Genomic DNA, 23,761 nt, shown 5'->3' on the forward strand with positions numbered 1-23,761 from the left:
AATGGCAACAAAAGAACGAATTCGTGAAATGCCGCTTGAGCAGGTCATGGGTGAACGTTTTGGAAGATACTCCAAGTACATTATTCAAGAACGGGCTTTGCCGGATATTCGTGATGGTTTGAAACCCGTTCAAAGAAGAATCTTGTATGCTATGTACCGGGACGGGAATACCTATGACAAACCCTTTAAAAAGGCTGCCAAGGCGGTTGGTAATATCATGGGTAACTTCCATCCCCATGGTGACAGTTCAATCTATGGCGCTTTAGTTCACTTGTCACAAGATTGGAAGATGCGTGAGACCTTAATTGAAATGCACGGTAACAACGGTTCAATGGATGGTGACGGTCCTGCGGCGATGCGTTACACGGAATCTCGCTTAAGCAAAATATCAAATATGCTTTTACAGGACATTGATAAAGATACGGTTAATATGGTGCTTAATTTCGATGACACGGAATATGAACCAACCGTTTTACCTGTCCGTTTTCCTAATCTGCTAGTTAATGGTTCAACGGGAATTTCAGCTGGTTATGCAACAGAAATTCCGCCACACAACTTAACGGAAGTAATTGATGCGACCATCTATTTATTAAAGCACCCGGATGCAACCTTAGATGACTTAATGAAGTTTGTTAAAGGTCCCGATTTTCCTACCGGTGCAATCGTGATGGGACAAAAAGGGCTAAAAGAAGCGTATGAAACTGGTCGTGGTCGTGTGCAAGTGCGGGCAAAGTCATCTATTCAGGAAATTCGTGGTCACCGTGAAGAAATTGTCATTACGGAAATACCATATGCAGTCAATAAGGCTCTTTTAGTCAAAAAGATGGATGAAATCCGTTTGAATAAAGAAATTGACGGCATTGCGGAAGTACGTGATGAAACTGATCGTCATGGTTTGTCAATTGTTGTCGAACTTAAAAAGGGTGCAGATGCACAAAATATTTTAAATTATCTTTTTAAGAACACGGAATTACAAGTTTCCTACAACTTCAACATGGTCGCAATTGATCATATGACGCCAATGCAAGTTGGTTTAAAGCATATCCTAGCGTCTTATTTGGAGCATGAGAAAGATGTAGTTACTAAGAGAACTAAGTACGACCTTAATAAAGCAGAGAATCGCCTAGAAATTATACAAGGTTTAATTCACGCGATGGATATCCTTGATGAAGTAATTAAGGTGATTCGAGCTTCAAAGAATAAAACTGAAGCGAAGGTTAATTTGGCTAAAAAGTTCGGTTTTACTGAACGGCAAGCAGAGGCAATCGTTTCTTTGCAGCTTTACCGGTTAACTAATACCGATGTTGATGCATTAGTTGATGAGCAGACTGATTTAAACCAAAAGATTGATCGGTATCAAACTTTGTTATCTGATTCAAAGGTTTTAGATAAAGAAGTCATTAAAGAGCTGTCGATTGTTAAGCGTGAATTTGGTAATCCAAGGCGAACGGAAATTTCGGCTGAAACGGCCAAGATTCAGATTGATGAAAAAGCGTTGGTTGCTGATGAGCAAGTTAGAGTCCTAATAAGTAGGGATGGCTATTTAAAGCGTTCCTCTTTGCGTTCTTGGCAATCTAGTGATGATGAAGATAATGGTTTGCCGGATGGGGATGAAGTTGTTTTTGAAAAAACACTATCAACTCTGACCAATCTTTATCTCTTTACTAATCGCGGGAATTTGATTTACCGGCCAGTTAATGAATTAGTTGAAACTAAGTGGAAGGATACTGGTCAGCACCTTTCACAGGAAATTGGCTTAAACAGTGAAGAGCAAATCATCCGGGTCTTTGAATTTGATCAGCTTGATCAAGATGTCAACTTCCTGCTTGCAACTGATGATGGTTATATTAAGCAATTGCAATTGCAAAACCTGCAACCGACTAGAACCTACCGTTCCCGGGCAATTACTGCAATTAAAATGAAGAAAGATGATAGCCAGGTTGTACGAGTTGATTTAATTAAGCCGGATACTAAAGCAGAAATAATTTTATTTACCCATAAGGCATACGCTGTACGCTATGATGTCAGTGAAGTTCCTGAATCTGGTGCTAAAGCAGCCGGGGTAAAATCAGTTAACTTAAAAGATGATGATTTTGTTGTTTCTTATATTTTAGTTGATCCGCAAAATCTCAATTTGGTACGAGTTGGCTTGGTAACGCAGCGAGGTGCATTTAAACAATTTAAAGTAAAACTAATTAATAAAGTTTCGCGTGCTAAGCGCGGCGTTCTCGTATTGCGAGAACTCAAAAATAATCCTCATCGCATAGTAGCAGTGGCGTCATATGGTCAAGACCACGAATTAACAATTACTACTAGCAGCAAGCGACGGATTAAACTGGAAACAAATGATTATCCACTTGGTGATCGCTATTCAAATGGTTCATTTGTAGTGGATACGACAAGTGACGGCATACCTGTTAATTTACAAATTGGTAAACCACTTAGTTCGAGATAAATTTTATTTACTTATACACTGTAAATAGGCTAAAAAAGGCTTAATTGACTTTGAATTATACTTTGACATGTAATATTTTTTGACAGATAATAGCATATAAATAGGGTTATATTATTGTTAAGATAGAAGGATAAATTTTATGCCTAAAACAGATACAATACTCTCAACTAAGTCTTTACATTATTTTTTACAGCTGATTGATACTATGAACTATACTCAAGCGGCCCAAATCTTAGGAATTACACAACCAGCTTTGACTCAACAAATTAAAAAAATCGAGCACGCGATTGGTACTCCTTTGTTTGGACAGATGGGTAAGAAGCTTTATCTGACTGAAGCAGGCAAGCAGCTGCAAACGGGTGCAATCAAGCTTTTGGGGACAATCAATTCAGTTGTCAATGATATTCAGGAGTTTACTCAAGCAGATAAGGGTAATATCTCAATCGGAGTCTTAGATAGTGTAGACTCTGAAGTATTACGAAAGTTTTTGGTCAAATTTAACCAAAAAAGTCCTGATATAACCGTAAACGTATGCTATTTTAATCGGAAGGATCTTTGGTATAATCTGGACAATAATTTAATTGATTTGGCACTTATTTATGTGCCGGATAATATGAAGAAGAGTCAGGTTAATCTCCAGAATCAGTACGATTACATGAAAGTTTGTGAAGATCGGCTTACGATCTTGACGCATGATAAAAAAGCGAAGGCTGGAAAATCTTACCCGGTTTCTGAATTTATTGACAGACAGTGGGTAGCATATCCAGATAATTTTTATCTGACCCAAATAATGAGGGAAAAATTTGGTAGTAAGATGAATGCTAAAAATGGCATGAAGGTGCCACTCAGCTTTTCTTCAACAAAGCAATTGCTTGATACGGCTGAAGAAACTGAGTACGATACTTTTATTAATAACTCATATTATCAATTACATAAAAATGACATCAATTTAACCCCGATTTATTTGAAAGATGATACAAAATTCTCAACTTCAGTAATTTATCGCAAGGGTAAAAAAGACGTTCCCCGAATTGAACGCTTTTTAGCCGAATTCAAAAAATTCTTGGATGAATAAGCATTATTAGGTAAACTTAATAATGAAGAATAATATTTTTGAATATTTTTGAAAGAAAAAGAGGAAGATTAATGGAAAAAGAGTTAATTTTTGGCCATCAAAATCCTGATACAGATGCGATTGGGACTGCTATTGCATACTCATACTTGCAAAACAAGCTAGGCTATAATACCGAGCCAGTCGCATTGGGTGAGGCTAATGATGAGACTGCATTTGCGCTGAAAAAATTTGGCTTTGAAGCTCCTAGAGTTATTAAAACTGCCGCAAATGAAGTAGACAAGGTAATGCTTGTTGATCACAATGAACCGCAGCAAAGTGTTTCAGATATTGATCAGGTAACTGTTACTCATGTGGTTGATCACCATCGAATTATGAATTTTAATACTAGCTCACCATTATTCTACCTAGCTGCTCCTGTTGGCTGTACAAGTACGATTATGTGGCAATTATATCAGCACTACAATGTTGAAATTCCCCAAAATATCGCTGGAATTATGCTTTCCGCAATTATTTCCGATACTTTGCTTTTAAAATCACCGACAACTACGGATGAAGATAAGAAAGCAGTTAAAGCATTAGCAGAAATTGCTGACGTGGACTACGAAAAATATGGTCTTGAAGAATTAAAGGCTGGAACTAATATCGCCAGCAAGTCTGAAGAAGACTTAATTGACTTAGATGCTAAGAGCTTTGATTTAAACGGCAAAACTGTCCGTGTAGCGCAAATTAATGTGGTTGACTTACCAGAGGCGATGGAACGTAAAAATGCCTTCTTGAAGGCAATGAACGCTGCTTCAGCAAGTGAAAATTATGATTTGTTCATGTTGCTAATTACTAATGTACTTGACTCTGATTCAAAGGCATTAGTAACCGGCTCAGATGATGCTATAGCAGCATTTGAGAAAGCTTTTGGCAAGGTTGCTGATTCAGAAATTAGTTTGCCAGGGGTAGTATCACGTAAAAAGCAAGTGGTTCCGCCATTGACTGAAGCATTTAACTAAAAACAAAATAAACAAAGCAATAGAAAAAGCACAAGGTAGGTGAGAAGCCTAACTTGTGCTTTTTAGTTTTAGGATTAATTCTTAATCTTTATTAATTTCTTTGGCCAGAATAATGAAAGACTTGCATACTCTTTCAGCTTTTTCTGGATCCATCTTTCTTAATTCATTAAGAACCTTCTTGATGAATACCGGTGTATTATCATGATGATTTTCAACCTTAACTTCTTTGAAGCGGTAAGCATTCATAATAATATCCGGCGTAGTAGTATTCAAAGCTCTAGCAATAGAATCCAATTTTTGAATACTAATGTTTTGGTTCTTAGTTCTTTCAAGACGTGAAATAAAGTTAACTGACAAATCGCTTAATTCAGCGAGGTCCTCCTGTGTCAGCTTCTGCTCACGTCTACGACGGCATATCTCTTTTCCTAAATTTATACTCATGGAATAAATTCAACCCTTTCAAAAATATAATTCCATATTACATAATAACAGATTAATTATGGAATTAAAAACTAAAACAATAAAAATAATGAATAAAACGCTTAAATTCAACTAAAACTTAAACAAAAACAGTCAAATAAAAACACTTTAAACTATACCCCAGATAGTATTGTAGGACAAAATAGAAAAAAATCAAATAAAAACTACTAAAAAAATCAACTTAAAATGGAAATTGAAAAAGTGGCAAATACTATTTTGCCTATTGGAAGGCTTGATTGGCAATGAAGTCCAAAATATGGTTAAGAATAGTTTTACCAAAAAGGGTAATAATATATAACATCAAGATGGAAAGCGCTTATTAATTTATTTTGAAAAACTGGCAATAATTAGCAAAATTGCTAAAAAGCAAAAGAAACAGTTCCAAAAATAATAAAATTCGCACAAACAAAAATTGCTCACAATTCTAAGAAAAATTTATAATCGCTTCAAAATTGAATAAGCAAATTAAACCAATTATTACACTAAATACATCAAATTAAAAAAGATAATTTGACGGTTGCTACAAACTTAAATAAATGCAGGTCCTAAGAAAGTAAATAAAGGGTATAGCAAGTGAAAATGATTCAATCCGTAAGACAACTTCGTATAATATATATTATGTAAAGCTATCTCAGTTTTATCAATGACTGCCAGTTGTTTTAGTAGAAGTGCGTTTTGCCAAAATCTGTTAATAATCAACGACAATCGACCTAATATTACTATTTAAGTTTTAAGCAGTAGTTAGTTTAATTCCTCTTAGCTTATTCGACAAATCTTACACTACTGACTTTAGAGAGTCTTAATAATTTTCAATAAAGGTAGTTTTATTGCTGAAATAAAACTATTGTCGTCAAGAAAACTAGTGGAAGTTAATTAATGACACACTTGATAAACTTGATGTTTTCACGGTTAGTTTGAGCAAGCAAAAGCGTTCTGTTGCTGTTTAACTATAAGATATCTTGGTGAGGAATTTGAACAAGTAAATGAAGATCACCACTAGCATGTATGAACTGAACGCAAAAATTATTCTCTGCCAGGATACATTTGCTGGTAGAGTACTAAAATTTTACCCTGTATGGTTTGCTGCTTAAAATGCTTTAGTTATCGGGCTAAATAATCAAAATTTTATTTTGGTATCATTAAAACTATAATTTTAATGATAAGTAAAAATAGCTATCTGACAGGCTTTTGCTGAATTTGCTTAAATCTAACTCAAAAAAAATTATAAAAATGATTATATAACTTTTGTTAAAACCATTTGCAAAATATTCTAGTAATTAAAGTTTTAACTATCAGCTTGGCAACTTGGGATTTGGACTGTTTAAGATTTTAAGCTGGCGGTTTTTGGCCGGATTTATTCAAAATATCTGTTTTTTACCCTCCTGCGTGTTTCTTAATAAAAAGGTTTCCCTCACAAGGCTAAAGAACGCAATTTATCCTGCTTAAGTTACCTAAAATGGTGCTGACCAAGTATTCTTTAACGTGGTCAACTTCCACTTATTATTGCAGTTAAATTAGCCTTATTAAGCCTCTTCTTCCCCGCTTCCCACTCTTTCACTATAAAAAAGACAAACATACATTCAGATTTTGCTATATAATAGTTAGTAAAAAAGCTAGGAGAACTACGTGGAAACAAAAAAGTATTTGGATCTCATCCAAGAAGAATTAAATAAGATGCCGGATTTTGTTAAAGAGTACAATTTTGGTACTAGTCATTCTTTAGCGACATCGTACCAGTATCTTACAGAAATTAGACGTTTTTTTGATTGGCTTCGTCATGAAGGTATTTCCCCTGCTGATACCAATCAAAAAATTAGTATTGAAACTTTGGCGACTTTGCACCGAAACGATATTATGCTCTATATCAATTATTTGGGCCATGTTCGAAACAAGCAAGGTAATTTAAATTCACCGACAACGATTAACCGGTCAATTAATGCGTTGCGTTCCTTATTCAAATTTTTAACTATTACCGCTGATAATAATGATGGAAAACCATACTTTGAACGAAATGTAATGCTGAAGATTGACTCACTTAACAATACTGAGACGTTAAATTATCGTGCACATGTTTTGGAATCGCATATGTACACCGGGAAATTAAAATATCAGTTTTTAGATTTTATTGCTAATGAATTTGAAAAGCAGTGCAATGTTCATGCGCTACCTAGTTTTAAAGTCAATAAGGAGCGTGATATGGCTATTATTGCTTTAATTCTTGGAACCGGTATTCGTGTTTCAGAATGTGCCGGAATTGACCTTACCGATTTGAATTTAAAAAAGGCTACCTTAGATGTCACCCGTAAAGGCGGACAGCGCGATAGCGTGCCGATTGCTCAATGGACACTAAACTATATATCCGACTATAAAAAAGTCCGCAGACAGCGTTATATGGCCTCAAAAAAGGAAACAGCTTTCTTCCTCACAAGGTGGCATCATCAAACAAAAAGAATTACGACTAATGCTATTGAAAAAATGGTTAATAAATATTCTGCTGCTTTTGGGCATCCACTAACTCCACATAAATTGCGGCATACACTCGCTTCCGAATTATATGATGTGACCAAAGACCAGGTGTTAGTAGCACAGCAACTTGGACAAAAGGGTACCTCGGCTACCGATTTATACACGCACGTTGACCAAAAAAAGCAACGAGCAGCTTTAGATAGAATTGCTACAGCTAAAGATAAAAAAGAATAGCTAAGAAAAAAGAACTCCAATAATGTTATGTGGAGTTCTTTTTAGTTTTGTTTTAATCAAATAAAACTTGCCAGTTTGCGGCCTTATGAGCATCAAAACAAATTTTAATTTCTTCCGGTGTATTTCTAATAAGTGAAAGCGGCGGCAAATTGTCTAAGGAAAAATAGTCGCATTCAGTTGTTTCAGTATTTTTTACAAAATCTCCACCTAAGTCATGACATAAAAAGATTACATTACAGACATTAATTGCTCGCTCAGTTCGGTCATGACCATGAACGTTAGTTTTGCTGTTTCTGATTGCAATTACTTGATCAATTGCAATCTTTCGGCCCGATTCTTCCCGAGCTTCTTTAATACAGTTTTGCGCAACTGATAAATTTGGCTCGCACCAACCGCCAGGCATTGACCAATGATCATCTGTGGTTTCGTGTACCAGCAATAGCTTATCATTCTTAAAAATTGCCGCACGTGTGGCCAATTTGGGTGTTTGGTAGCCATCATCGCTGCTGAATAAGTCCTTTACTTGCTTTAACGGCAAACCGGTTTTAGCTGCCATCATTTCAGTTGCAATTTCTCTAATGCGAGCATATCGTTCCAAATCAAAGCGATCATGACCATATTCCAGTCCATTTTGTGCGATACTTTGTAATTCAATTGCCCATTTTGAAAATTGATCCTTTTTTTCCATTATTGTTTCCTTTCAGCTGCAAGCAGCCCGATTTGTTTTTACAAAAAAAGCAACTGGAACAGTTGCATACATAAATTATGTTAAATCGATTTTGTCAATATCAATCATCCAACCAATTGCAAATGACTTTTCACCTAAGTGTGTAGCTATTACCGGACTAAATTTAGTGACGGATACATTCTGCTCAGGAAATTCCTGCTTAATCCATTCTTTTGCTTCTTCAACCTGGCTGCTATCATTGGAATCAATAATAAAGAGTTTGATTTTATCCTTATAAGGCAATTTAGCAATATCTTTAACCGTTAGTTTCTTGATTTTGGCAAATGCCCGCTTCATGGAACGAATTTTATCAAAGGCAACAATATTGCCCTCCCTAAACGTTAAAAGCGGCTTAATATTGAGCATGGAGCCAATAAAAGCCCCGGCATTACTTAGCCGTCCGCCACGACTAAGGTTGTTCAAGTCATTAACAACAAAAATCTCGTTAATAGTTGAGCGGATATTTTCAAGGCGCTCGAGAATAACATTCAATTCTACCCCATTCTTAATCATTTTAGCAGCTGCTAAAACTAAGTTTCCCTGTAAGCGTACCGTCATCTTTGTGTCAATTGGATGTAAATTATACTTTGGATTGCTTTCCGCAATGTTACATAAAGTATGATAAAATCCAGAAATTCCGCTTGATAAAGTAATCGCTATAATTGCTTCATAACCATCATCATGGAGTTTATCAAATAGACTAATCAAATAGCCCAGACTTGGTTGTGAAGTTTTAGGAAAATCAGTTCCCTGCTTTTGCATTTCGAACAGTTGATCAGAAGTAATGTCGATATCTTCCAAGTACTCTTTGTTACCGATGATAATCGGAATAGGAACGACAACAATGTTGTTTTCCTTGGCTTCTTCTTTAGTAATAACGCTAGTACTATCAGTAACTAATGCAATCTTCATCTAATTAACCTTTCGCTTCTTGTATGTACAATATAGGGAAATTATAGCATAAAAAAAGAAGTGGTTCGACAGCTAGTTTAATGAATTTGCTTGCGCTTGCTCTACTAATGAATTAAAGATTTTAGTAAAAACTGCCACGTCTTGATCTGAAAAATCTTTAAACATTGCTTTTTCAATCTGAGTCAAGGCCTGTTTTAGCTCAATAATTTTTTGCAGCCCATTTTCGTTTAAAACAACGGTCTTGCTAGAATCATTTTCTGAACGTGTGATGGTAACAAAACTTAATGTTTTTTTCTGCTGTAGCTGTCTACTCAAAGTTGAGAGTGAGATTTGCAAATTAACGGCTAGATCCCCCATTTTTAAAGCCATATTATTGTTTTGATCAAAATATAGCAAAATTCGTGTTTGTGAGAGGTTTAATCCACACCTTTTGCTAATCTCTTTTTTGACATTTCCCGCTATTGTACTAAAAGATAAAATATCCATCTAACTACCTTTTCTTTGTTAAAGTAAACAATAAAAATATTTTATAAGTGAAAACTATTCCTAGAAAAACCGGTTACCATAAGAAGACGCGGCTTTTACCTTTAAAAATCCGTGAAACATCACCACGGACACAAAATAATTTTCGCCGTGAAACAAACTATATTATTTTTAACTTATGATATTTCATAGCAATAATCATAAATCTATATTACCAGTATATCGACTTTTTGCAATGATTTATTTGCAAAAGTGTCTAAAAGTTAATATATGAACAAAGGTAACTTATTTTAAGATTAATCATTCTTATTCTTCTTTTATACTTATGCCAAAATAATTGGTATAATAGATATCGTATTTTGAGGTGATATTATGGCATTCGATGGATTATTCATTCATAGCCTATTAAACAGTATTAAGCCAACTCTCGTTAACGGTCGTCTTTCAAAAATATATCAGCCGTTTGAACAAGACCTGGTTTTAACATTTAGAAATGAACGTAAAAATTATCAGTTACTTATTTCTGCTAATGCGCAATATCCGCGGTTTTATTTAACTAAGAAAGCAATTGCGAACCCAGATAAGGCTCCGACCTTTGTGATGGTACTTAGAAAGTATTTAGAGGGCTCAATATTACAGGAGATTGAACAAGTAGGTGTAGACCGCATAGTTAATTTTCGCTTTAGTAATCGTAACGAATTGGGCGATCAGGTTCAGCTAGTTTTATCAGTTGAATTAATGGGCCGGCATAGTAATGTTATTCTTTACGATAATAGCAATGGTCATATCATTGATTTACTGAAGCGGATTAACCCTGATGAAAATCGGGCGCGTATTCTTTTACCGAAAGCTAAGTATGAGCTCCCTCCTCTTAACCCAGGAATTAATGGTTTTGATTTGAGCGAGCAGGAATTCATGCAAAAAGCTACTGTAAATGATCCTAGCGAATTTGCTGGCCAGATAAATGGTCTTGATCGTGATGATCGCTCCGAGTTAATAGGTTATCTTGAGGATGACTTTTCTTATTCTTCATTTAGGACTTTTATAAATCAATTTGATAAAAAAGGTGCTTTTGTACTATTAACACCTAGAAATAAACGTAAAATTTTTCCTTACCTTCCCTACCATTTGGATTTAGTTAAGGAAAGTTCTGATCCTGATTTAAATCATGCCCTAGATGAGTTTTATCTTTACCAAGCAAATCATGATTGGGTAAAACAAAAATCTAGCAAAATTGAACGTTTGGTTAAAAACGAACAAAAAAAGCTGACTAAAAAAGTTGTTAAGCTCAAGAAGCAGCTAGAGCAAGCTGAAAACTCTGAAGGATATCGCATTCGCGGTGAAATATTAAACGCTAATTTGGCGCAGGTCAAACCAGGTATGACCAAAATTTCGTTGCCTAATTATTATGATAATAATCGGCCAATTGAGATTAAACTTGACGCTGCCCTCTCGCCTGCTCGAAATGGGCAGAAATATTTCACACGCTACAAAAAATTGCGTGATTCAATTAAGCATGTTAAAGAACAAATTGAGATTGCTAATGACAACTTACGTTATTTTGACTCAATTCAAACTGCTATTGATAATGCTGAACCAGAAGACATTGATCAAATAACTGATGAATTAATAAATCAGGGTTACCTTAAGCGACCACAAAAGCAAAAACGGAAAAAGAAGGTAACGGAACATAATCTGAACAAATTCCGGTTATCATCGGGTAAAACCGTTTTGGTAGGAAAAAATAATTATCAAAATGACTGGCTAACTTTAAAAAAGGCTAATAAAACCGATATTTGGTTTCATGTAAAAAATATCCCTGGTTCTCATGTCATCTTACAAGATGCTAATCCATCTGATGATGATATTTTAGAAGCGGCAGAAATAGCAGCCTACTTCTCGAAAGCCAAAAATTCTGCGCATGTTCAAGTAGATTACGTACAAGATAAGCGCGTAAAGAAACCAAACGGTGCAAGACCTGGCTTTGTCATTTACACAGGACAGAACTCAATTGAAGTTACGCCTGAAAAAGAACGTGTTTTGGCCAAAAGAATAGACTAAAAAAGTGATGACAATTTGTCATCACTTTTCTGTTGTAAAAATATTTAATTGTTAAATTGGTTGTGTAGTTAAAGAAAGAGATTCTAAAACTTTTAAAATCAATTCGGTAGTTTCGATACTTGAGAAAACCGGTACGTGAATATTTAGTGCTTCATCTCTAATCCGAATTGCGTCTTCGCTAGCAGTATCCGATAAATCTGTGATATTGATTACCATAACAATCTTACGCTGGCGTATCTTGGCTAACAAATTATTTGGATCAGAATGTACCTTAGTAACGAGTCCTGTTGTAATGCCAGCCTCAGCAAAATTATTAGCTGTTCCCTCAGTGGCAACGATTTTGAAACCTAAGCGATAAAATCGTTGCGCTAGTTCGGTCATTTTCGCTTTATCTTCATCACGAACAGAAATAAAAATTGTTCCATAGCTTGGGATACGCAGACCACTTGCTTCGTAGCCCTTAAACAGAGCCTTAGCTAATTCAGTATCTCGTCCCATAACAGAACCCGAAGATTTCATTTTAGAATCAAAGGTATTATCGCTATTATAATTGATGTAAGAAAAAACGGGCATTTTAACGTAAATAAAATCATTAGATGGCCAAAGCCCATTTGGATAGCCTAAATCACTTAAATTTTGGCCGCTTAGAACTTCAGTGGCACATTGCGTAATGTCTTTACCTAAAGCCTGCGATAAAAATGCCACATTATGGCCAGCATAAGGCTTAATTTGTAAGAGATAAATATCATGATTAACGGTTAAAAAGTGTAAGGTAAAGATTCCCCGCATTTTGACTTTTTTAATCAGTTCAATTGCATAATAAGTTAGTCTCTTTCTACCACTGTCTGACAAATTTTGCGGTTTAAAGACGGCAATTGAATCAGAAGCATGAGAGCCTGTTTGCTCTAAGTGCTCAATTATTCCCGGGACAGTTACATTTTTTCCATCAGAAATAGCAGTAATCTCGTATTTATTGCCTTCAATAAAATGAGATAACGTAATTTTGGCTAATAAGTTTTCCTCTAAGTACTTGAGTAAAGCTGGCATATCATAGACAACCGCAGATTTTTGCTTAACGCCCTGATCATTAAACCCACCAATTAAGATTGGAAAACCATTATCATGAATGAATTCTTTAGCCTGCAGTCGATCCACGGTAGTGACTAATTGATTTTGTTTAAGAGTCTTCATCGGTAACTCTAGAACTTGCCTGATTCGTTTCTTAGGGTTAAGATCCCCTGTTCCCAAAACGTTTAAACCATTTTCAATTAGTCTTTTACTTAAAGAATTAATCTCTTTACCAGAAAATTGCAGCAAAACGTTTTTAATTTGTTCTTTTTCAGCTACATGAATAATACTTTCAACGGTAATTGGTTCGAAGTAAATTTTATCGGCTTTTTTGAAACGTGTTGCAACGGATTCATCATTATTAGAAATCAATACAGTGGCATAATTATTATTATGTAAAGTATCAATTGCATGGCTAATCATGTAGTCAAATTCGCTGGTTACGGAAACCTGAGATGGCAACATACCAATAACTAAAACCTTTTTTTGCGCAGTTAAAGGAACAGATTCATCTTGAACCCCAAAAGCACTGTAGTAAGCATGAACCAGGGGCTCATGTAGGCCAGCCGACCCATCAATTTGTAAATATGAAGGTTTAAGATGTAATTTTGCGATTCGCTTTTTTAAAGCTGTAATTGGAATGCCAGTTAAATCAGAAATTAGTACGTTGCGAAAGCCCCGTTTTTTTGCTTCAAGTAACAATTCATCTGTGAGCTCCCCTGTAGCCAAAGACTGACCAATTTTGACAATATGTTCAAATTTTTGGTAATAAATTGGATGAATGTTAATAATCTTTTGTAAATCCTGATAAGAAAAGCCGACAGCAATTGCTGCTAAAAGCTTAACTAGATGAAGCTCGTCTGGATGAACTAAATCGTAAATAATTTGTTCTCTATCTTTAGTGGTTTCATCATGAAAAACTTTAATTGCCGTTTTGACATTGATTGTTGAAGCTAGTCCTTTTAGAAAAGCAGATTCAAAATTTTGACCAATGCCGATTGCTTCCCCACTGGCCTGCATTTTATTACCTAAGGCATAATGATTACTACCAGATTGGGTTAACGACCAAAATGGCATTCTGATCGCAACCTTATCTTGAGCAGGCTCGATTGCCGCATTTAGACCAGACATTGGGTCAAAGATCTCGTTAAGGCGATAGCCAATGGCAACTTTGCATACAATGTAGCCCATGCTGTAAAGCCCAATTCTCTGCGACCAGATTGCACTTCTTGTAAGGCGCGGCTTAATTGTTAGTACTTTAACGGTAAATTTTGTTCCGTGGTGCTTGACAGCAAAGTGAATATTTAAGATACCGACTATTTTGAGTCCTTCCGCAATTTTTTTCGCAATTGCTCGTAGTTTTTGGACCTGATCATTATTTAGGGTCAAAGCCGGCATAACTGCCGCTGAGTCACCTGAATCAATCGCTACTGATTCAATCGTGTCAGCTAAACTGGTAAAAAGAACGTTTCCGTCACTATCGCGAATGATATTAAGGATTACTTCTTCCCATGAAGACAAGTCCTCAGTTAAGCGGTATTGATTATAAGAAAAATCATCATTTTGTCGTTCATTTTTGAGGTAATCAACCACATCTTGCGCACTGTCAAAAACAAGTTGCTTGTTATGGAAAAAATGCTCTTCTTTAATAAGCATTGCTGGAAAAACGATTCGTTCTGTCAACTGTTTTTCTAAATGCGTTGAGTCAAAGTCAGTTAATTTCCAATATTGGTTAACATCAATCTGATTTTGTTCAAGAAATGATGTCATCTTTTGCTGGTTGTTAATCATGAGAGCTTGCTCGTTAATAGTAAGTAAGCGAATTCCCATTTTTCCCAGAATACCGTCTTTAACTAAATCACGTGTAACTTTGATTCCCATCGTTGAGCCGTAAGCAGAAATAATTGCATTAGGCTCTTCCATGCGAATTATTCTCTTTAGAAAGTCTAATGACATTGGCTCTAAATATACAGTTACGTGTGGTCTTTTGTCAGTTGAGACGGTTGCGGGGTTAGGATTAACCAAAACAACCTGAATATCTTCCTCTAAAAGAGCCTTAATCGCATCTGTAATTAAGATATCCGTTTCCGAAACATTACCTATCAAAGTTGGCCCAGAACCGATAATTAATACTTTATTTAAGTCGTTTTCTAAAGGCATAATTACACCATCATCTTTACAAAATCATCGAAAATTTCGAGTGCATCTAAGCTTCCTGGTGCCCCTTCAGCATTAAAAGCTGTTGCAATTACTTTGCTTTTCTTATTACTGAAACCAGCCAAAAGTTCACTGTGCAAGTCATAATATTCTTGCTTCATTTCCATTTGGACACTGTTAGGTAAAACAAGCTGGTCAATATTCATGGCCGTCTGCCAAATACGATTGGAATTCTGCTCAATAACCGGATAATTGGTCCCGTTAAATGCCTCTGGCAATTTTATTAATTCAAAGTTTAAATATGAACTAAGAGCCAAAAATCCTAGTCCAATACCCCATATGGGATAATTACCAAAAAAGGTATCAAAGATATGTTTGAGATTAGCGGCAACTTCTTCAACTTTGCCGGGGCCACCAGAAATAATGATTCCTTCAGGACGAAGATTTTTAATATCCGGGACGGAAACATCATACGGTAAAACGGTGGCGTTGATTTTTCTAAGAGATAATTCCCGCAGCATCGAGTGTTTGAGCCCAAGATCAATAACGGCAACTGTTTTGCCGACATTTGGAACTGCGTAGGCATTCTTCGTTGACACATTTGCGGACCGATTCTTTGGTAAAACAAGAGCCTTAATCTGATCAAAAGCATGCTCATCATTAGTATCCATGATGGAAGCCTTAATCGTTTTCTCTTTATTAAGCCGGTGCACCAAAGCTCGGGTATCGATGTTATAAATAGCAGGAATATTTTTTTCTTTTAAAAAAGAATCTAAATCCTGGAAATTCTCACTATCGGAAATATTCCGCGCAACATCATTGGCAATAATTCCTTTAACGGTGGGATTAATGCTTTCATAATCAATAGCATTAATCCCGTTACCACCAATCATTGGTGCAGTAAAAACCAAAATTCTACCCGCATTTGTAGGATCAGTTAGAGCTTCTTGATAACCAAAATTACCGGTTTGAATTGCTAATTCACCGGTTGAAATAATTGATGAGCCTAACCCCTCTCCTAGAAATGAACTACCGTCTTCGAGAATCAAATATCTTTTCATATCATCACTTAGTTTCTCTTAGTTCAGATAATCGCTGTTCAAAAATTTGTGGTGGATCAATCGAAAATTCAAGCCATTTTTGCGATGCCGGTTGCGTAAAGCCTAAAACCTGTGCATGTAAAAATTGCCCGTGCCCCTTCAATGTGTGCTGTGGTCCGTACAATGGATCGCCAGCGACGGGATGCCCAATGTAAGCTAAATGGACTCTAATTTGATGCGTTCGACCTGTTTCAAGCTGACATTGAATTAAGCTGTAGCCGTTAAACTGTTCTAAAACCTTGAAATGGGTTATAGCGTCTTTGCCGTTTTCAACTACTGCCATTTTTTTACGGTTATAATGGTCTCGCCCAATCGGGGCATCAATTAGACCGGAATCTTCGGTAAAATTACCATGAACAATTGCAAGATATAGGCGTTTATTACTTTTATTTGCCAATTGTTGCTCCAAACTTGTACGTGCATTGGCATTTTTAGCAATCATTAACAAGCCAGAAGTATCCTTATCAATGCGGTGAACAATCCCCGGACGAAAACCCTCGGGGCTAGCTGCTAAATCCTTGGTATGATATAAAAGCGCGTTGACTAGTGTATGGTCGGGATGACCTACTGAAGGGTGAACGACCATTCCTTGAGGCTTATTAACCACAATTACGTCATCATCTTCATAGACAATTGCAAGTGGAATATTCTCTGGTTCAACAGAAAGTGGCTTCAGTGCTGGAACAGTGACTTTGATTTCATCGCCCTCATGAACCTGATAAGAAGTTTTCTCTTTTTTGTCATTAACCAAAACGTGCTTTTCCTTAATCAGTTCTTTAATTCGTGTACGTGATAAAGAACTGATTTTCTCTGCAATAAATTTATCCAGCCTCGTGTTCTCATTTTTTACCTGTAAAAGATAATTTTCAGTCATGTTCTTCATCACTTTCATCGAAAAAGATTAGGTAGATAAATACTAGGATAATTCCGATAGTAATTGCAGAATCAGCCACGTTAAAAATATTAAAATGAATAAAATCAACTTGGATCATATCGATCACATATTTTAAATGGATCCGATCAATCAAGTTACCGAGAATACCCCCTAAAACCATGCTAATACCAACATCAAAAAGCTTACCCTGCTTTTGGTGTCTAAAAAGGTAATAGAGACAAACCAAAATAGCTACTACACTAATAATGTAAAATAGCCACATTTGTCCAGGCAAAATGTTCCAAGCGGCACCCTCATTTTGAAGATAATTAAAAGATAAGATACCCGGAATAATCTGGTGAACCTCTCCAAGGGCATAGTTATTGGCAATGAAAAATTTTAAGCCTTGATCTAAACAAACAACAATTATAGGAATAATTAAGTATAAAAATTGCATAAATATTTTTAGAATAAACCACTTATTTTTCCGTTATTATCAACGTCAATATCAAGAGCAGCGGGATGTTTTGGTAAACCCGGCATGTCTAAAACATGACCAGTCGTAATTACAATGAACCCAGCACCGTTCTTTAAACTTGCACCCTTAACATGCAAGGTGAAATCAGTTGGTGCACCCAAAAGCTTTTGATTGTCAGTAAATGAGTATTGCGTTTTGGCAATAATAACAGGTAATTTATCTTTACCAATTTTCTCTAGTTCTTGAATATCTTTTTCGGCCTTATCGCTGTATTCAACGTCTTTAGCGTGATAGATCTTTTTAGCGACTTTCTCAATCTTAGTCTTAACCGGATCACTTTCGCTGTATGTTGTTTCTAACTGAGCTTGACCAGAATTAGCAAGATCGACTACTGCTTTGGCAGCCTCAACGCCACCCTTTGAGCCTTGCTCATGGTAATCAACGACAATTGCATCAATTCCCTGCTCTTTGACCAGTTTCTGCAGCAAAGCTAATTCCGCTGGTGTATCGGTGGTGAAGTGGTTGATCAAAACAATTACAGGTACATGATAATTGCGCATATTATTCATATGCTGTTCAAGATTTTTAAATCCAGTACGTAAAGCAGCAAGATTTTCTTCATCTAAATGATCAGTTGTACCTTCAGCTTGATACTTCAAGGCACGGACAGTAGCGACTACTACACTCGCATCAGGCTTTCGTTCTAAGTGCTTAGAGACAAAATCCATAAATTTTTGACCGCCTAAATCGCTACCAAAACCGGCTTCTGTCAACGTGTAGTCACTAAGATGCAATGCTAAGTTAGTAGCCATAACTGTATTGGCACCGTGAGCAATATTGGCAAAAGGACCACCATGAACTAAGGCTGGTGTGTGTTCAATTGTTTGAACTAAGTTAGGCTTCAAAGCATTTGATAATAATGCTGCAATCGCGCCTTCGAATTTCAAGTCCTTAACGAAAACTGGTTGATCATCTTTAGTGTAACCAACTAACATTAAGCCAATTCGCTTTTTAAGATCATCAATATCAGTGGCTAAACATAAAATAGCCATTAATTCATTTGCTACTGTAATTGCAAAGCTTGATTGGTGTTCAACACCGTTAAACTTTGATCCTTGGCCAACAGTAATATTGCGCAAACTGCGATCGTTAACATCAATTCCGCGCTTTAGCACAATTCGATTTGGATCAAGTCCGATTTCATTACCCTGGTAGATATAGTTATCAACCAAAGCTGCTAAAGTATCAATAGCGGCGGTCAGTGCATGCATGTCACCTGTAAAATGTAAATTGATATCTTCCATTGGAATTACTTGCGCTTGGCCTCCGCCAGTAGCGCCGCCTTTAAGTCCAAATACAGGTCCCATTGAGGGCTCGCGCAAAGCAATCATGGTTTTTTGATGCAATTGATTATTGATAGCGTCCCCCAGACCAATAGTCATGGTGGATTTACCCTCACCTGCTGGTGTTGGGGAAATAGATGTCACTAAAATCAACTTGCCCAAATGACCGTTAGCCATTGTCTTGTTAATAGCTTGCCAATTGATTTTGGCCTTATCAAAACCATAAGGTTCAAGGTCATTTTCGCTTAAACCAACTTTTGCTGCAATTTCTTTGATAGGTAATGCGTGAGCTTCTTGTGCAATTTGAATATCTGTTTTCATTGCGCATGCCTCTTTCTATTTAATTTAGTTAATGAATAATTTTATATTGTCATTTTAGTTATTTGCCTTTTCATATTAGAATTTAGGTCCCACCTTTTTATTAATCAGGTTCAATTATACCAAATTTTTCCCCATAAATACTTTTTAATAGATATCTGGTGACAAATTTTAGTTTCAATATAGAATTAATCGACACTAATAAATAATTGTTGTTTAATTTTGTTTTTCGATGCGCAATAATAGGTATTTTTCTAATTCAGTTACCTTAACTTGATAAATTGTTAACCAGTTGAAACGGCTAATCAGTTGAGGTTGCTTGTTTTCATTAATTTTTCGCTTAAATGGTAACTTTAAGCAATTATTTTGCCAATAAGAATTGAAGTAGGTGTATAACACCAGTAAAAAGAAAAGTATTCCTGTGATAATTGCGGGCCAATTAATAGCTTTTGTACTCTCATAAGCGAAAATTAAGCAGAGAAAAAGCACTACTAATAGCCAACTGTAATAAATTAAGCCTACTCTACCTAAGATCATAAAATGCTTTTTTTTCATAAAACCTTCTCAATTAATAATTAAGTTTGACAGATAAATTACTGTGATCGGTCGTATCATAAAGAGTTTTTAAATATTTACTAAAACGGGGATGATCGGCCACCAATGCTTTAAATTCAGGCGAAGCATATAAATCATGTAGCTGCTTTTCACTAAGATGGTTGTGTCCGGTAAAGTAGTTATAATTCATTTCAATAAACAATTGATTTATTTTGTTCAGTCTAGATGATTTTTGATTAGCCAAAGAATCTTTCTGCTTTGAATTCGTACTGAGATTACGTAGCTGAATATTTTTTAAATATTGGTGAAAATTAGTTAGTAACGGATTCTGGCGCTGTTCAGCGCTTAAATACGGCGTCATTTCAAATGTCTGTCGCTGATAAGTTAAAGAAGTTGGGTCCAGCTTAACAATGCCATATGCTTGGTCGTAAGAGCAAAAGCTTGAAGTTACGATTTCAGTCGTTGGTGTTCTGTCTTGCGGACCAACGATATTTTGCGCATGAATATGCCCAGAAAAGGCTGCTTTAATGTCATAATCTTTACATAGTTGCCGCAGTAAAGGTGCATTATTTAACACAAAGCCACGGTTAACTGCAGGATTATGAACATAAAGATTGTGATGCATAAAAAGTAGCGGTCGCAAATGATGCTTTTTTGTATAAGTAAGCTGTTTTTCTAACCAAACAATTTGCTCTTCGCTAATTTGTCCTTCAGTCGGAGGAGCACCGATTGCTTCACGCTTGCCGTAAATATTGGAATCTAAAAGTAACAATAAGTATTGCGGATTAAGCTGGACACTATAGCCAAGAGAATAATGGTCTTGACTGAGAGCACATTCATAAGATGAACTAAAAATCCTTTTCCAATCGGTTGGACTAATCTGCTCGGTATAAAGCTGCTGTTCTTCTTTGAAAATCCGTGCCCATCCATCATAAATATCATGATTGCCCGGAATGACAAGTAATCTCGTTGCAGTTAAAGCACTAAATATTTCTTGGAATTTTTTGGCTGACAATAATTCACCGTTAAAAGTGACGTCACCCGTCACAATGATTGCGGCTGGCTTTTTATCATTAACCAGTTGGCAAAAGGCACTAAGCGCTATTTCTTGGTAGGCCAGGTCTTTACCTTGACTGGTTTTTTGAATTTCTTGAAAGGCCGTTTTATCATCATGGAGACAATCTGCAATCAAATGAGTGTCAGTAATAATCCAAAATTCAGTGTTTAACTTGTCAGTAATCATTTTTTCTTTGCCCAATATTGATAGAAATCAACCCGCAAATTGCCGTTAAACAGCTTCCGTTTTTTGGTCGCTTTTTTACCAAAAAATTCTTCAAAAAGGGGATCACCGACTAAATAATATTGACTAAAGTCATCATATTTGAGCAAGGCCTCGCCCATCTGCTGGTATAACTCTTCAGCGGATTTCTTTTCTTTTAATCGCTTACCATAAGGTGGATTTGCAATAATCACACCATTTTTCAAATCAGTAGCAAAATCTTTTACAGCGACCTGTTTAAAATAAATGTCTTGCAAAACGCCAGCATTATTGGCATTTAATTTAGCAATTTCTAAAATTGACTGATCAATATCACAAGCCCAAATTGGTTGCTCAAGTGGTTTTACTTGCGTGCGCGCTTCTTCTACAGCTTCCTCATGCAAAGATTGATCAAACCAATCAAAGCCATCAAAAGCAAATTTACGCCAAGAACCTGGCGCAATATTTCTGCCAATTAATGCGGCTTCAATTGCCAAAGTTCCGGAACCAGTCATTGGATCAATTAACGGATGACTACCATCATAAGGTGTCAGTTTAATTAAGGAAGCACCAAAATTTTCTTTTAGCGGTGCACCACCATGCTCAATTCGGTATCCCCGTTTAAATAAACTGGCACCAGTAGTGTCAAGAGAAATTCGCGCAACATCTTTATAAATATGAATATCTAGCGGATACTCATTACCACTTTCCGGTAAAAATCCACGGCGATGGTATTGATCTGACATCTTATTGACAATTGCTTTTTTGACAATCGACTGTATGCCTGGTTCTGAATGTAATTTAGATCGAACTGCCCTTCCCTGAACTGGGAATTTGGCATCAACAGGTAAAAGTTCTGCCCAATCAATATCATATACTTGATTGTAAAGAGTATCGAAATCTAATGCTCGGAATTCTTTAAGTAAAATTTTTACCCGATCAGCAGTTCTAAGCCAGAGATTGGTTTTAACAATATCTGCCTGATCGCCTTTAAAAAAGACCCGACCGTTTTCTGTCTGTGTTTGGTAACCTAACGACTGTAATTCTTTGGCAACAACGCTCTCAAAGCCTGCTCCCATTGTCGTATATAGTTGATATTGCTTCATTATTACTTCTTTCATTCTTTAAAAAAAGCGTTGAGCCCTTTGAAAAGCTCAACGCTGCCAGTGCAAATTTTTATAAGCCACGTTCTGTTCCAGTAATTTTGGCCAAATTACCTTTAGCAGCCATCTATCTTTGCTATTAATAGCAATCCAACCTTTAGTTCAATTCCCTAGGTTGAGACGCCCCCACCAAATTTGGGTTGCACGCTCGCAGGGTTTACCTCGTTCCACCAAGAGCGTTTCCGCTCAAGCTTCGTCACTGTGGCACTTTTCAGAATAATCATGCATATCAAAAATGACTTAGCACTTTTTTCGCCGTAATTGTAACCAATTCTTTAGCTTATTGGGCTAAATACGAACACTACAAGCTTCGCAGCCTGTGCGTGCGTGGACTTTCCTCAGCTCAGTCAATAATAGACCAAACCGCGACTGCTCAAAATTTGCACCATTAAAAATTATACCAGAGCTTAGTCCTTTTGTAACCCATAAACTCGTTGTTCTAGATTATAGACTTTGCGTTCCAGAGTTGAAATGCGTTGAATTATTGCCATGTTCGTTGAACTTTCAGTTTGTGAATCACTGTTTAGTGAGCTGAATGTGTTGTCGCGGCCTTGGCTAGGAGTGTATGTCTTTACTGTTTCTTCAGTATTAACTGGGGTTATTCTCCTAGTCTTTTGCAATTGAACAGCGCTTTGCTTGTGTTGATCGTCCATTAATTGGCCTTGTAATTTGCCAATTTGGCCGTATAAATCCTCAATAATTTGTTCAAAAGTATCATAATCGGCAATCACCTGGTCCAAAAAAGCATCAACTTCGTCTGGATCAATGCCTTTAACCTTGGTTCTGAATTGTTTTTTTAATATATCCTGCGTGGATAGTTTAATGTCTTTTAAATCTGCCATAATGATGACAACTCCTTTATAATTCCCTAGTTTATTCTAGCAAAAAGCACCGGTTCTTAAAACAGAAAAGATAAGTTTAGAAAAAGCTTTAGAAATTATTCGTCAAAGGTATTTCCTTCCTGTTCAGACTGGTATTCCTCAGCAGCATCTTGAAGATCATAAAAATCAATTAATTCTAGTGGATAATTATTGGCTTCCTGGTATTTTTTGATTAAATTATAATCAAACTTAGGTTTGCCAGGACTTTCTAAATCATAAACCATTAATGCGCTGTCAGTGTGCATCAACATAAAATTTTGATAATTCCTTAATTGCACAGGGCTTTGATAAGGCTTATTTGAAGTTGCAGCAAAAAAGTCGACCTGATTTTTGAGGCTTAAAAATTTAGCTTTGTTATTTTCGTTCCACCTAGATGCAAATTCCTCATAAGGAATAATCATTGAAACTCTTAAGGGGTATTTTTGCCTTAATTCAACGGCAACCTCACTAGCCCACTGTTCAACACCAAGATTTGCCCCGGTGATTACCCAATCGAGTTGTCCATCTTCTAACATTTCTGTTAAACGCTTTTCTATAACGAACTTAATAATTTTTATTTTAGGATCTTTTTCGCCAAAGGCGTTTAGTTCATAATTGCGGTACCCCGTGACCCATAGTCGTTGCATATTGGAAGAGATAGCTCCTTGTTCAAAAACTTTTCCTTTATTGTTA

General features: G+C 36.2%; 19 protein-coding genes and 1 other RNA gene. 5 read left to right on the forward strand and 15 right to left on the reverse strand.

Features of this window, described 5'->3' with window-relative positions:
* The first annotated feature begins 1 nt into the window (after position 1).
* The 3 genes from parC (at position 2) to J3U54_RS04995 (ending at position 4,531) form a co-directional block, all read left to right on the forward strand.
* Entirely contained in the window at positions 2–2,455 is a 2,454-nt protein-coding gene (gene parC / locus J3U54_RS04985) for a DNA topoisomerase IV subunit A (RefSeq protein ID WP_267385311.1), read from the forward strand.
* Between the two features lie 139 nt (positions 2,456–2,594).
* A complete protein-coding gene (locus J3U54_RS04990) occupies positions 2,595–3,530 on the forward strand; it encodes a LysR family transcriptional regulator (RefSeq protein ID WP_220221129.1) in 936 nt (311 codons plus the stop codon).
* A 71-nt stretch (positions 3,531–3,601) separates the two neighbouring features.
* Positions 3,602–4,531, forward strand: coding sequence for a manganese-dependent inorganic pyrophosphatase (locus J3U54_RS04995; protein ID WP_220221130.1), 930 nt, complete (start codon positions 3,602–3,604; stop codon positions 4,529–4,531).
* Between the two features lie 81 nt (positions 4,532–4,612).
* Here the strand turns inward: J3U54_RS04995 and J3U54_RS05000 are convergent, their stop codons facing one another.
* Positions 4,613–4,972: a helix-turn-helix domain-containing protein gene (locus J3U54_RS05000; protein WP_103751610.1), complete on the reverse strand. Its 360-nt coding sequence runs from the start codon at positions 4,970–4,972 to the stop codon at positions 4,613–4,615.
* Positions 4,973–6,637: 1,665 nt separating this feature from the next.
* Between J3U54_RS05000 and xerS the strand changes: the two genes are divergently transcribed.
* On the forward strand, positions 6,638–7,711 hold the full coding sequence (gene xerS / locus J3U54_RS05005) for a tyrosine recombinase XerS (protein WP_220221131.1): 1,074 nt from the start codon (positions 6,638–6,640) through the stop codon (positions 7,709–7,711).
* Positions 7,712–7,763: 52 nt separating this feature from the next.
* Here the strand turns inward: xerS and J3U54_RS05010 are convergent, their stop codons facing one another.
* The 3 genes from J3U54_RS05010 to J3U54_RS05020 all read right to left on the reverse strand — a co-directional run bounded on the left by J3U54_RS05010 (position 7,764) and on the right by J3U54_RS05020 (position 9,836).
* Positions 7,764–8,399: an NUDIX hydrolase gene (locus tag J3U54_RS05010; protein ID WP_267385313.1), complete on the reverse strand. Its 636-nt coding sequence runs from the start codon at positions 8,397–8,399 to the stop codon at positions 7,764–7,766.
* A gap of 75 nt (positions 8,400–8,474) precedes the next feature.
* Entirely contained in the window at positions 8,475–9,350 is an 876-nt protein-coding gene (locus J3U54_RS05015; RefSeq protein WP_267385315.1) for a DegV family protein, read from the reverse strand.
* Positions 9,351–9,422: 72 nt separating this feature from the next.
* Positions 9,423–9,836 (reverse strand): MarR family winged helix-turn-helix transcriptional regulator, encoded by a 414-nt coding sequence (locus J3U54_RS05020; RefSeq protein WP_103751614.1) that lies wholly within the window; start codon positions 9,834–9,836, stop codon positions 9,423–9,425.
* 369 nt (positions 9,837–10,205) lie between these two features.
* Between J3U54_RS05020 and J3U54_RS05025 the strand changes: the two genes are divergently transcribed.
* Positions 10,206–11,894 (forward strand): Rqc2 family fibronectin-binding protein, encoded by a 1,689-nt coding sequence (locus tag J3U54_RS05025; RefSeq protein ID WP_267385317.1) that lies wholly within the window; start codon positions 10,206–10,208, stop codon positions 11,892–11,894.
* A 51-nt stretch (positions 11,895–11,945) separates the two neighbouring features.
* Here J3U54_RS05025 and J3U54_RS05030 read toward each other — a convergent pair whose 3' ends face one another.
* The 11 genes from J3U54_RS05030 to J3U54_RS05080 form a co-directional block, all read right to left on the reverse strand.
* Entirely contained in the window at positions 11,946–15,122 is a 3,177-nt protein-coding gene (locus J3U54_RS05030; protein ID WP_267385319.1) for a carbamoyl phosphate synthase large subunit, read from the reverse strand.
* 2 nt (positions 15,123–15,124) lie between these two features.
* Complete coding sequence (locus tag J3U54_RS05035; RefSeq protein ID WP_267385320.1) at positions 15,125–16,180, reverse strand: carbamoyl phosphate synthase small subunit; 1,056 nt, start codon at positions 16,178–16,180, stop codon at positions 15,125–15,127.
* 4 nt (positions 16,181–16,184) lie between these two features.
* A complete protein-coding gene (locus tag J3U54_RS05040) occupies positions 16,185–17,093 on the reverse strand; it encodes an RluA family pseudouridine synthase (protein WP_267385321.1) in 909 nt (302 codons plus the stop codon).
* Positions 17,086–17,550, reverse strand: a complete 465-nt coding sequence (gene lspA, locus J3U54_RS05045; RefSeq protein WP_103751619.1) for a signal peptidase II — start codon at positions 17,548–17,550, stop codon at positions 17,086–17,088. The genes J3U54_RS05040 and lspA overlap by 8 nt, the downstream gene beginning before the upstream one ends.
* An 8-nt stretch (positions 17,551–17,558) precedes the next feature.
* Positions 17,559–19,235, reverse strand: coding sequence for a formate--tetrahydrofolate ligase (locus J3U54_RS05050; RefSeq protein WP_267385323.1), 1,677 nt, complete (start codon positions 19,233–19,235; stop codon positions 17,559–17,561).
* A gap of 213 nt (positions 19,236–19,448) precedes the next feature.
* Positions 19,449–19,787 carry an acyltransferase gene (locus tag J3U54_RS05055; RefSeq protein WP_103751621.1) on the reverse strand — a complete coding sequence of 113 codons (339 nt, stop codon included), beginning with the start codon at positions 19,785–19,787 and terminating at the stop codon, positions 19,449–19,451.
* Positions 19,788–19,800: 13 nt separating this feature from the next.
* Entirely contained in the window at positions 19,801–21,030 is a 1,230-nt protein-coding gene (locus J3U54_RS05060) for a metallophosphoesterase family protein (RefSeq protein ID WP_103751622.1), read from the reverse strand.
* A complete protein-coding gene (locus tag J3U54_RS05065) occupies positions 21,027–22,151 on the reverse strand; it encodes a THUMP domain-containing class I SAM-dependent RNA methyltransferase (RefSeq protein WP_220221141.1) in 1,125 nt (374 codons plus the stop codon). Before J3U54_RS05065 ends, J3U54_RS05060 begins: the two co-directional genes overlap by 4 nt.
* A 68-nt stretch (positions 22,152–22,219) precedes the next feature.
* Positions 22,220–22,589: RNase P RNA component class B (gene rnpB / locus J3U54_RS05070), an RNA gene on the reverse strand.
* Between the two features lie 26 nt (positions 22,590–22,615).
* Positions 22,616–23,050, reverse strand: a complete 435-nt coding sequence (locus tag J3U54_RS05075; protein WP_103751624.1) for a DivIVA domain-containing protein — start codon at positions 23,048–23,050, stop codon at positions 22,616–22,618.
* Between the two features lie 95 nt (positions 23,051–23,145).
* Positions 23,146–23,715 carry a DUF1273 domain-containing protein gene (locus tag J3U54_RS05080; RefSeq protein WP_103751625.1) on the reverse strand — a complete coding sequence of 190 codons (570 nt, stop codon included), beginning with the start codon at positions 23,713–23,715 and terminating at the stop codon, positions 23,146–23,148.
* Positions 23,716–23,761: the final 46 nt, after the last annotated feature.

Origin of the sequence: Lactobacillus sp. B4007, assembly GCF_026535895.1 — a bacterium.
Lineage (GTDB): Bacteria > Bacillota > Bacilli > Lactobacillales > Lactobacillaceae > Lactobacillus > Lactobacillus panisapium.

What these genes read in the sequence shown, in the direction of transcription:
- J3U54_RS05040 (WP_267385321.1), bottom strand. Translation starts at nt 17,093, where the DNA reads ATGACTGAAAATTATCTTTTACAGGTAAAAAATGAGAACACGAGGCTG.
- J3U54_RS05035 (WP_267385320.1), bottom strand. Translation starts at nt 16,180, where the DNA reads ATGAAAAGATATTTGATTCTCGAAGACGGTAGTTCATTTCTAGGAGAG.
- J3U54_RS05060 (WP_103751622.1), bottom strand. Translation starts at nt 21,030, where the DNA reads ATGATTACTGACAAGTTAAACACTGAATTTTGGATTATTACTGACACT.
- lspA (WP_103751619.1), bottom strand. Translation starts at nt 17,550, where the DNA reads ATGCAATTTTTATACTTAATTATTCCTATAATTGTTGTTTGTTTAGAT.
- J3U54_RS05065 (WP_220221141.1), bottom strand. Translation starts at nt 22,151, where the DNA reads ATGAAGCAATATCAACTATATACGACAATGGGAGCAGGCTTTGAGAGC.
- parC (WP_267385311.1), top strand. Translation starts at nt 2, where the DNA reads ATGGCAACAAAAGAACGAATTCGTGAAATGCCGCTTGAGCAGGTCATG.
- J3U54_RS04995 (WP_220221130.1), top strand. Translation starts at nt 3,602, where the DNA reads ATGGAAAAAGAGTTAATTTTTGGCCATCAAAATCCTGATACAGATGCG.
- J3U54_RS05010 (WP_267385313.1), bottom strand. Translation starts at nt 8,399, where the DNA reads ATGGAAAAAAAGGATCAATTTTCAAAATGGGCAATTGAATTACAAAGT.
- J3U54_RS05055 (WP_103751621.1), bottom strand. Translation starts at nt 19,787, where the DNA reads ATGAAAAAAAAGCATTTTATGATCTTAGGTAGAGTAGGCTTAATTTAT.
- J3U54_RS05000 (WP_103751610.1), bottom strand. Translation starts at nt 4,972, where the DNA reads ATGAGTATAAATTTAGGAAAAGAGATATGCCGTCGTAGACGTGAGCAG.
- J3U54_RS05015 (WP_267385315.1), bottom strand. Translation starts at nt 9,350, where the DNA reads ATGAAGATTGCATTAGTTACTGATAGTACTAGCGTTATTACTAAAGAA.
- J3U54_RS05050 (WP_267385323.1), bottom strand. Translation starts at nt 19,235, where the DNA reads ATGAAAACAGATATTCAAATTGCACAAGAAGCTCACGCATTACCTATC.
- J3U54_RS05080 (WP_103751625.1), bottom strand. Translation starts at nt 23,715, where the DNA reads ATGCAACGACTATGGGTCACGGGGTACCGCAATTATGAACTAAACGCC.
- J3U54_RS05030 (WP_267385319.1), bottom strand. Translation starts at nt 15,122, where the DNA reads ATGCCTTTAGAAAACGACTTAAATAAAGTATTAATTATCGGTTCTGGG.
- J3U54_RS05075 (WP_103751624.1), bottom strand. Translation starts at nt 23,050, where the DNA reads ATGGCAGATTTAAAAGACATTAAACTATCCACGCAGGATATATTAAAA.
- J3U54_RS04990 (WP_220221129.1), top strand. Translation starts at nt 2,595, where the DNA reads ATGCCTAAAACAGATACAATACTCTCAACTAAGTCTTTACATTATTTT.
- J3U54_RS05020 (WP_103751614.1), bottom strand. Translation starts at nt 9,836, where the DNA reads ATGGATATTTTATCTTTTAGTACAATAGCGGGAAATGTCAAAAAAGAG.
- J3U54_RS05025 (WP_267385317.1), top strand. Translation starts at nt 10,206, where the DNA reads ATGGCATTCGATGGATTATTCATTCATAGCCTATTAAACAGTATTAAG.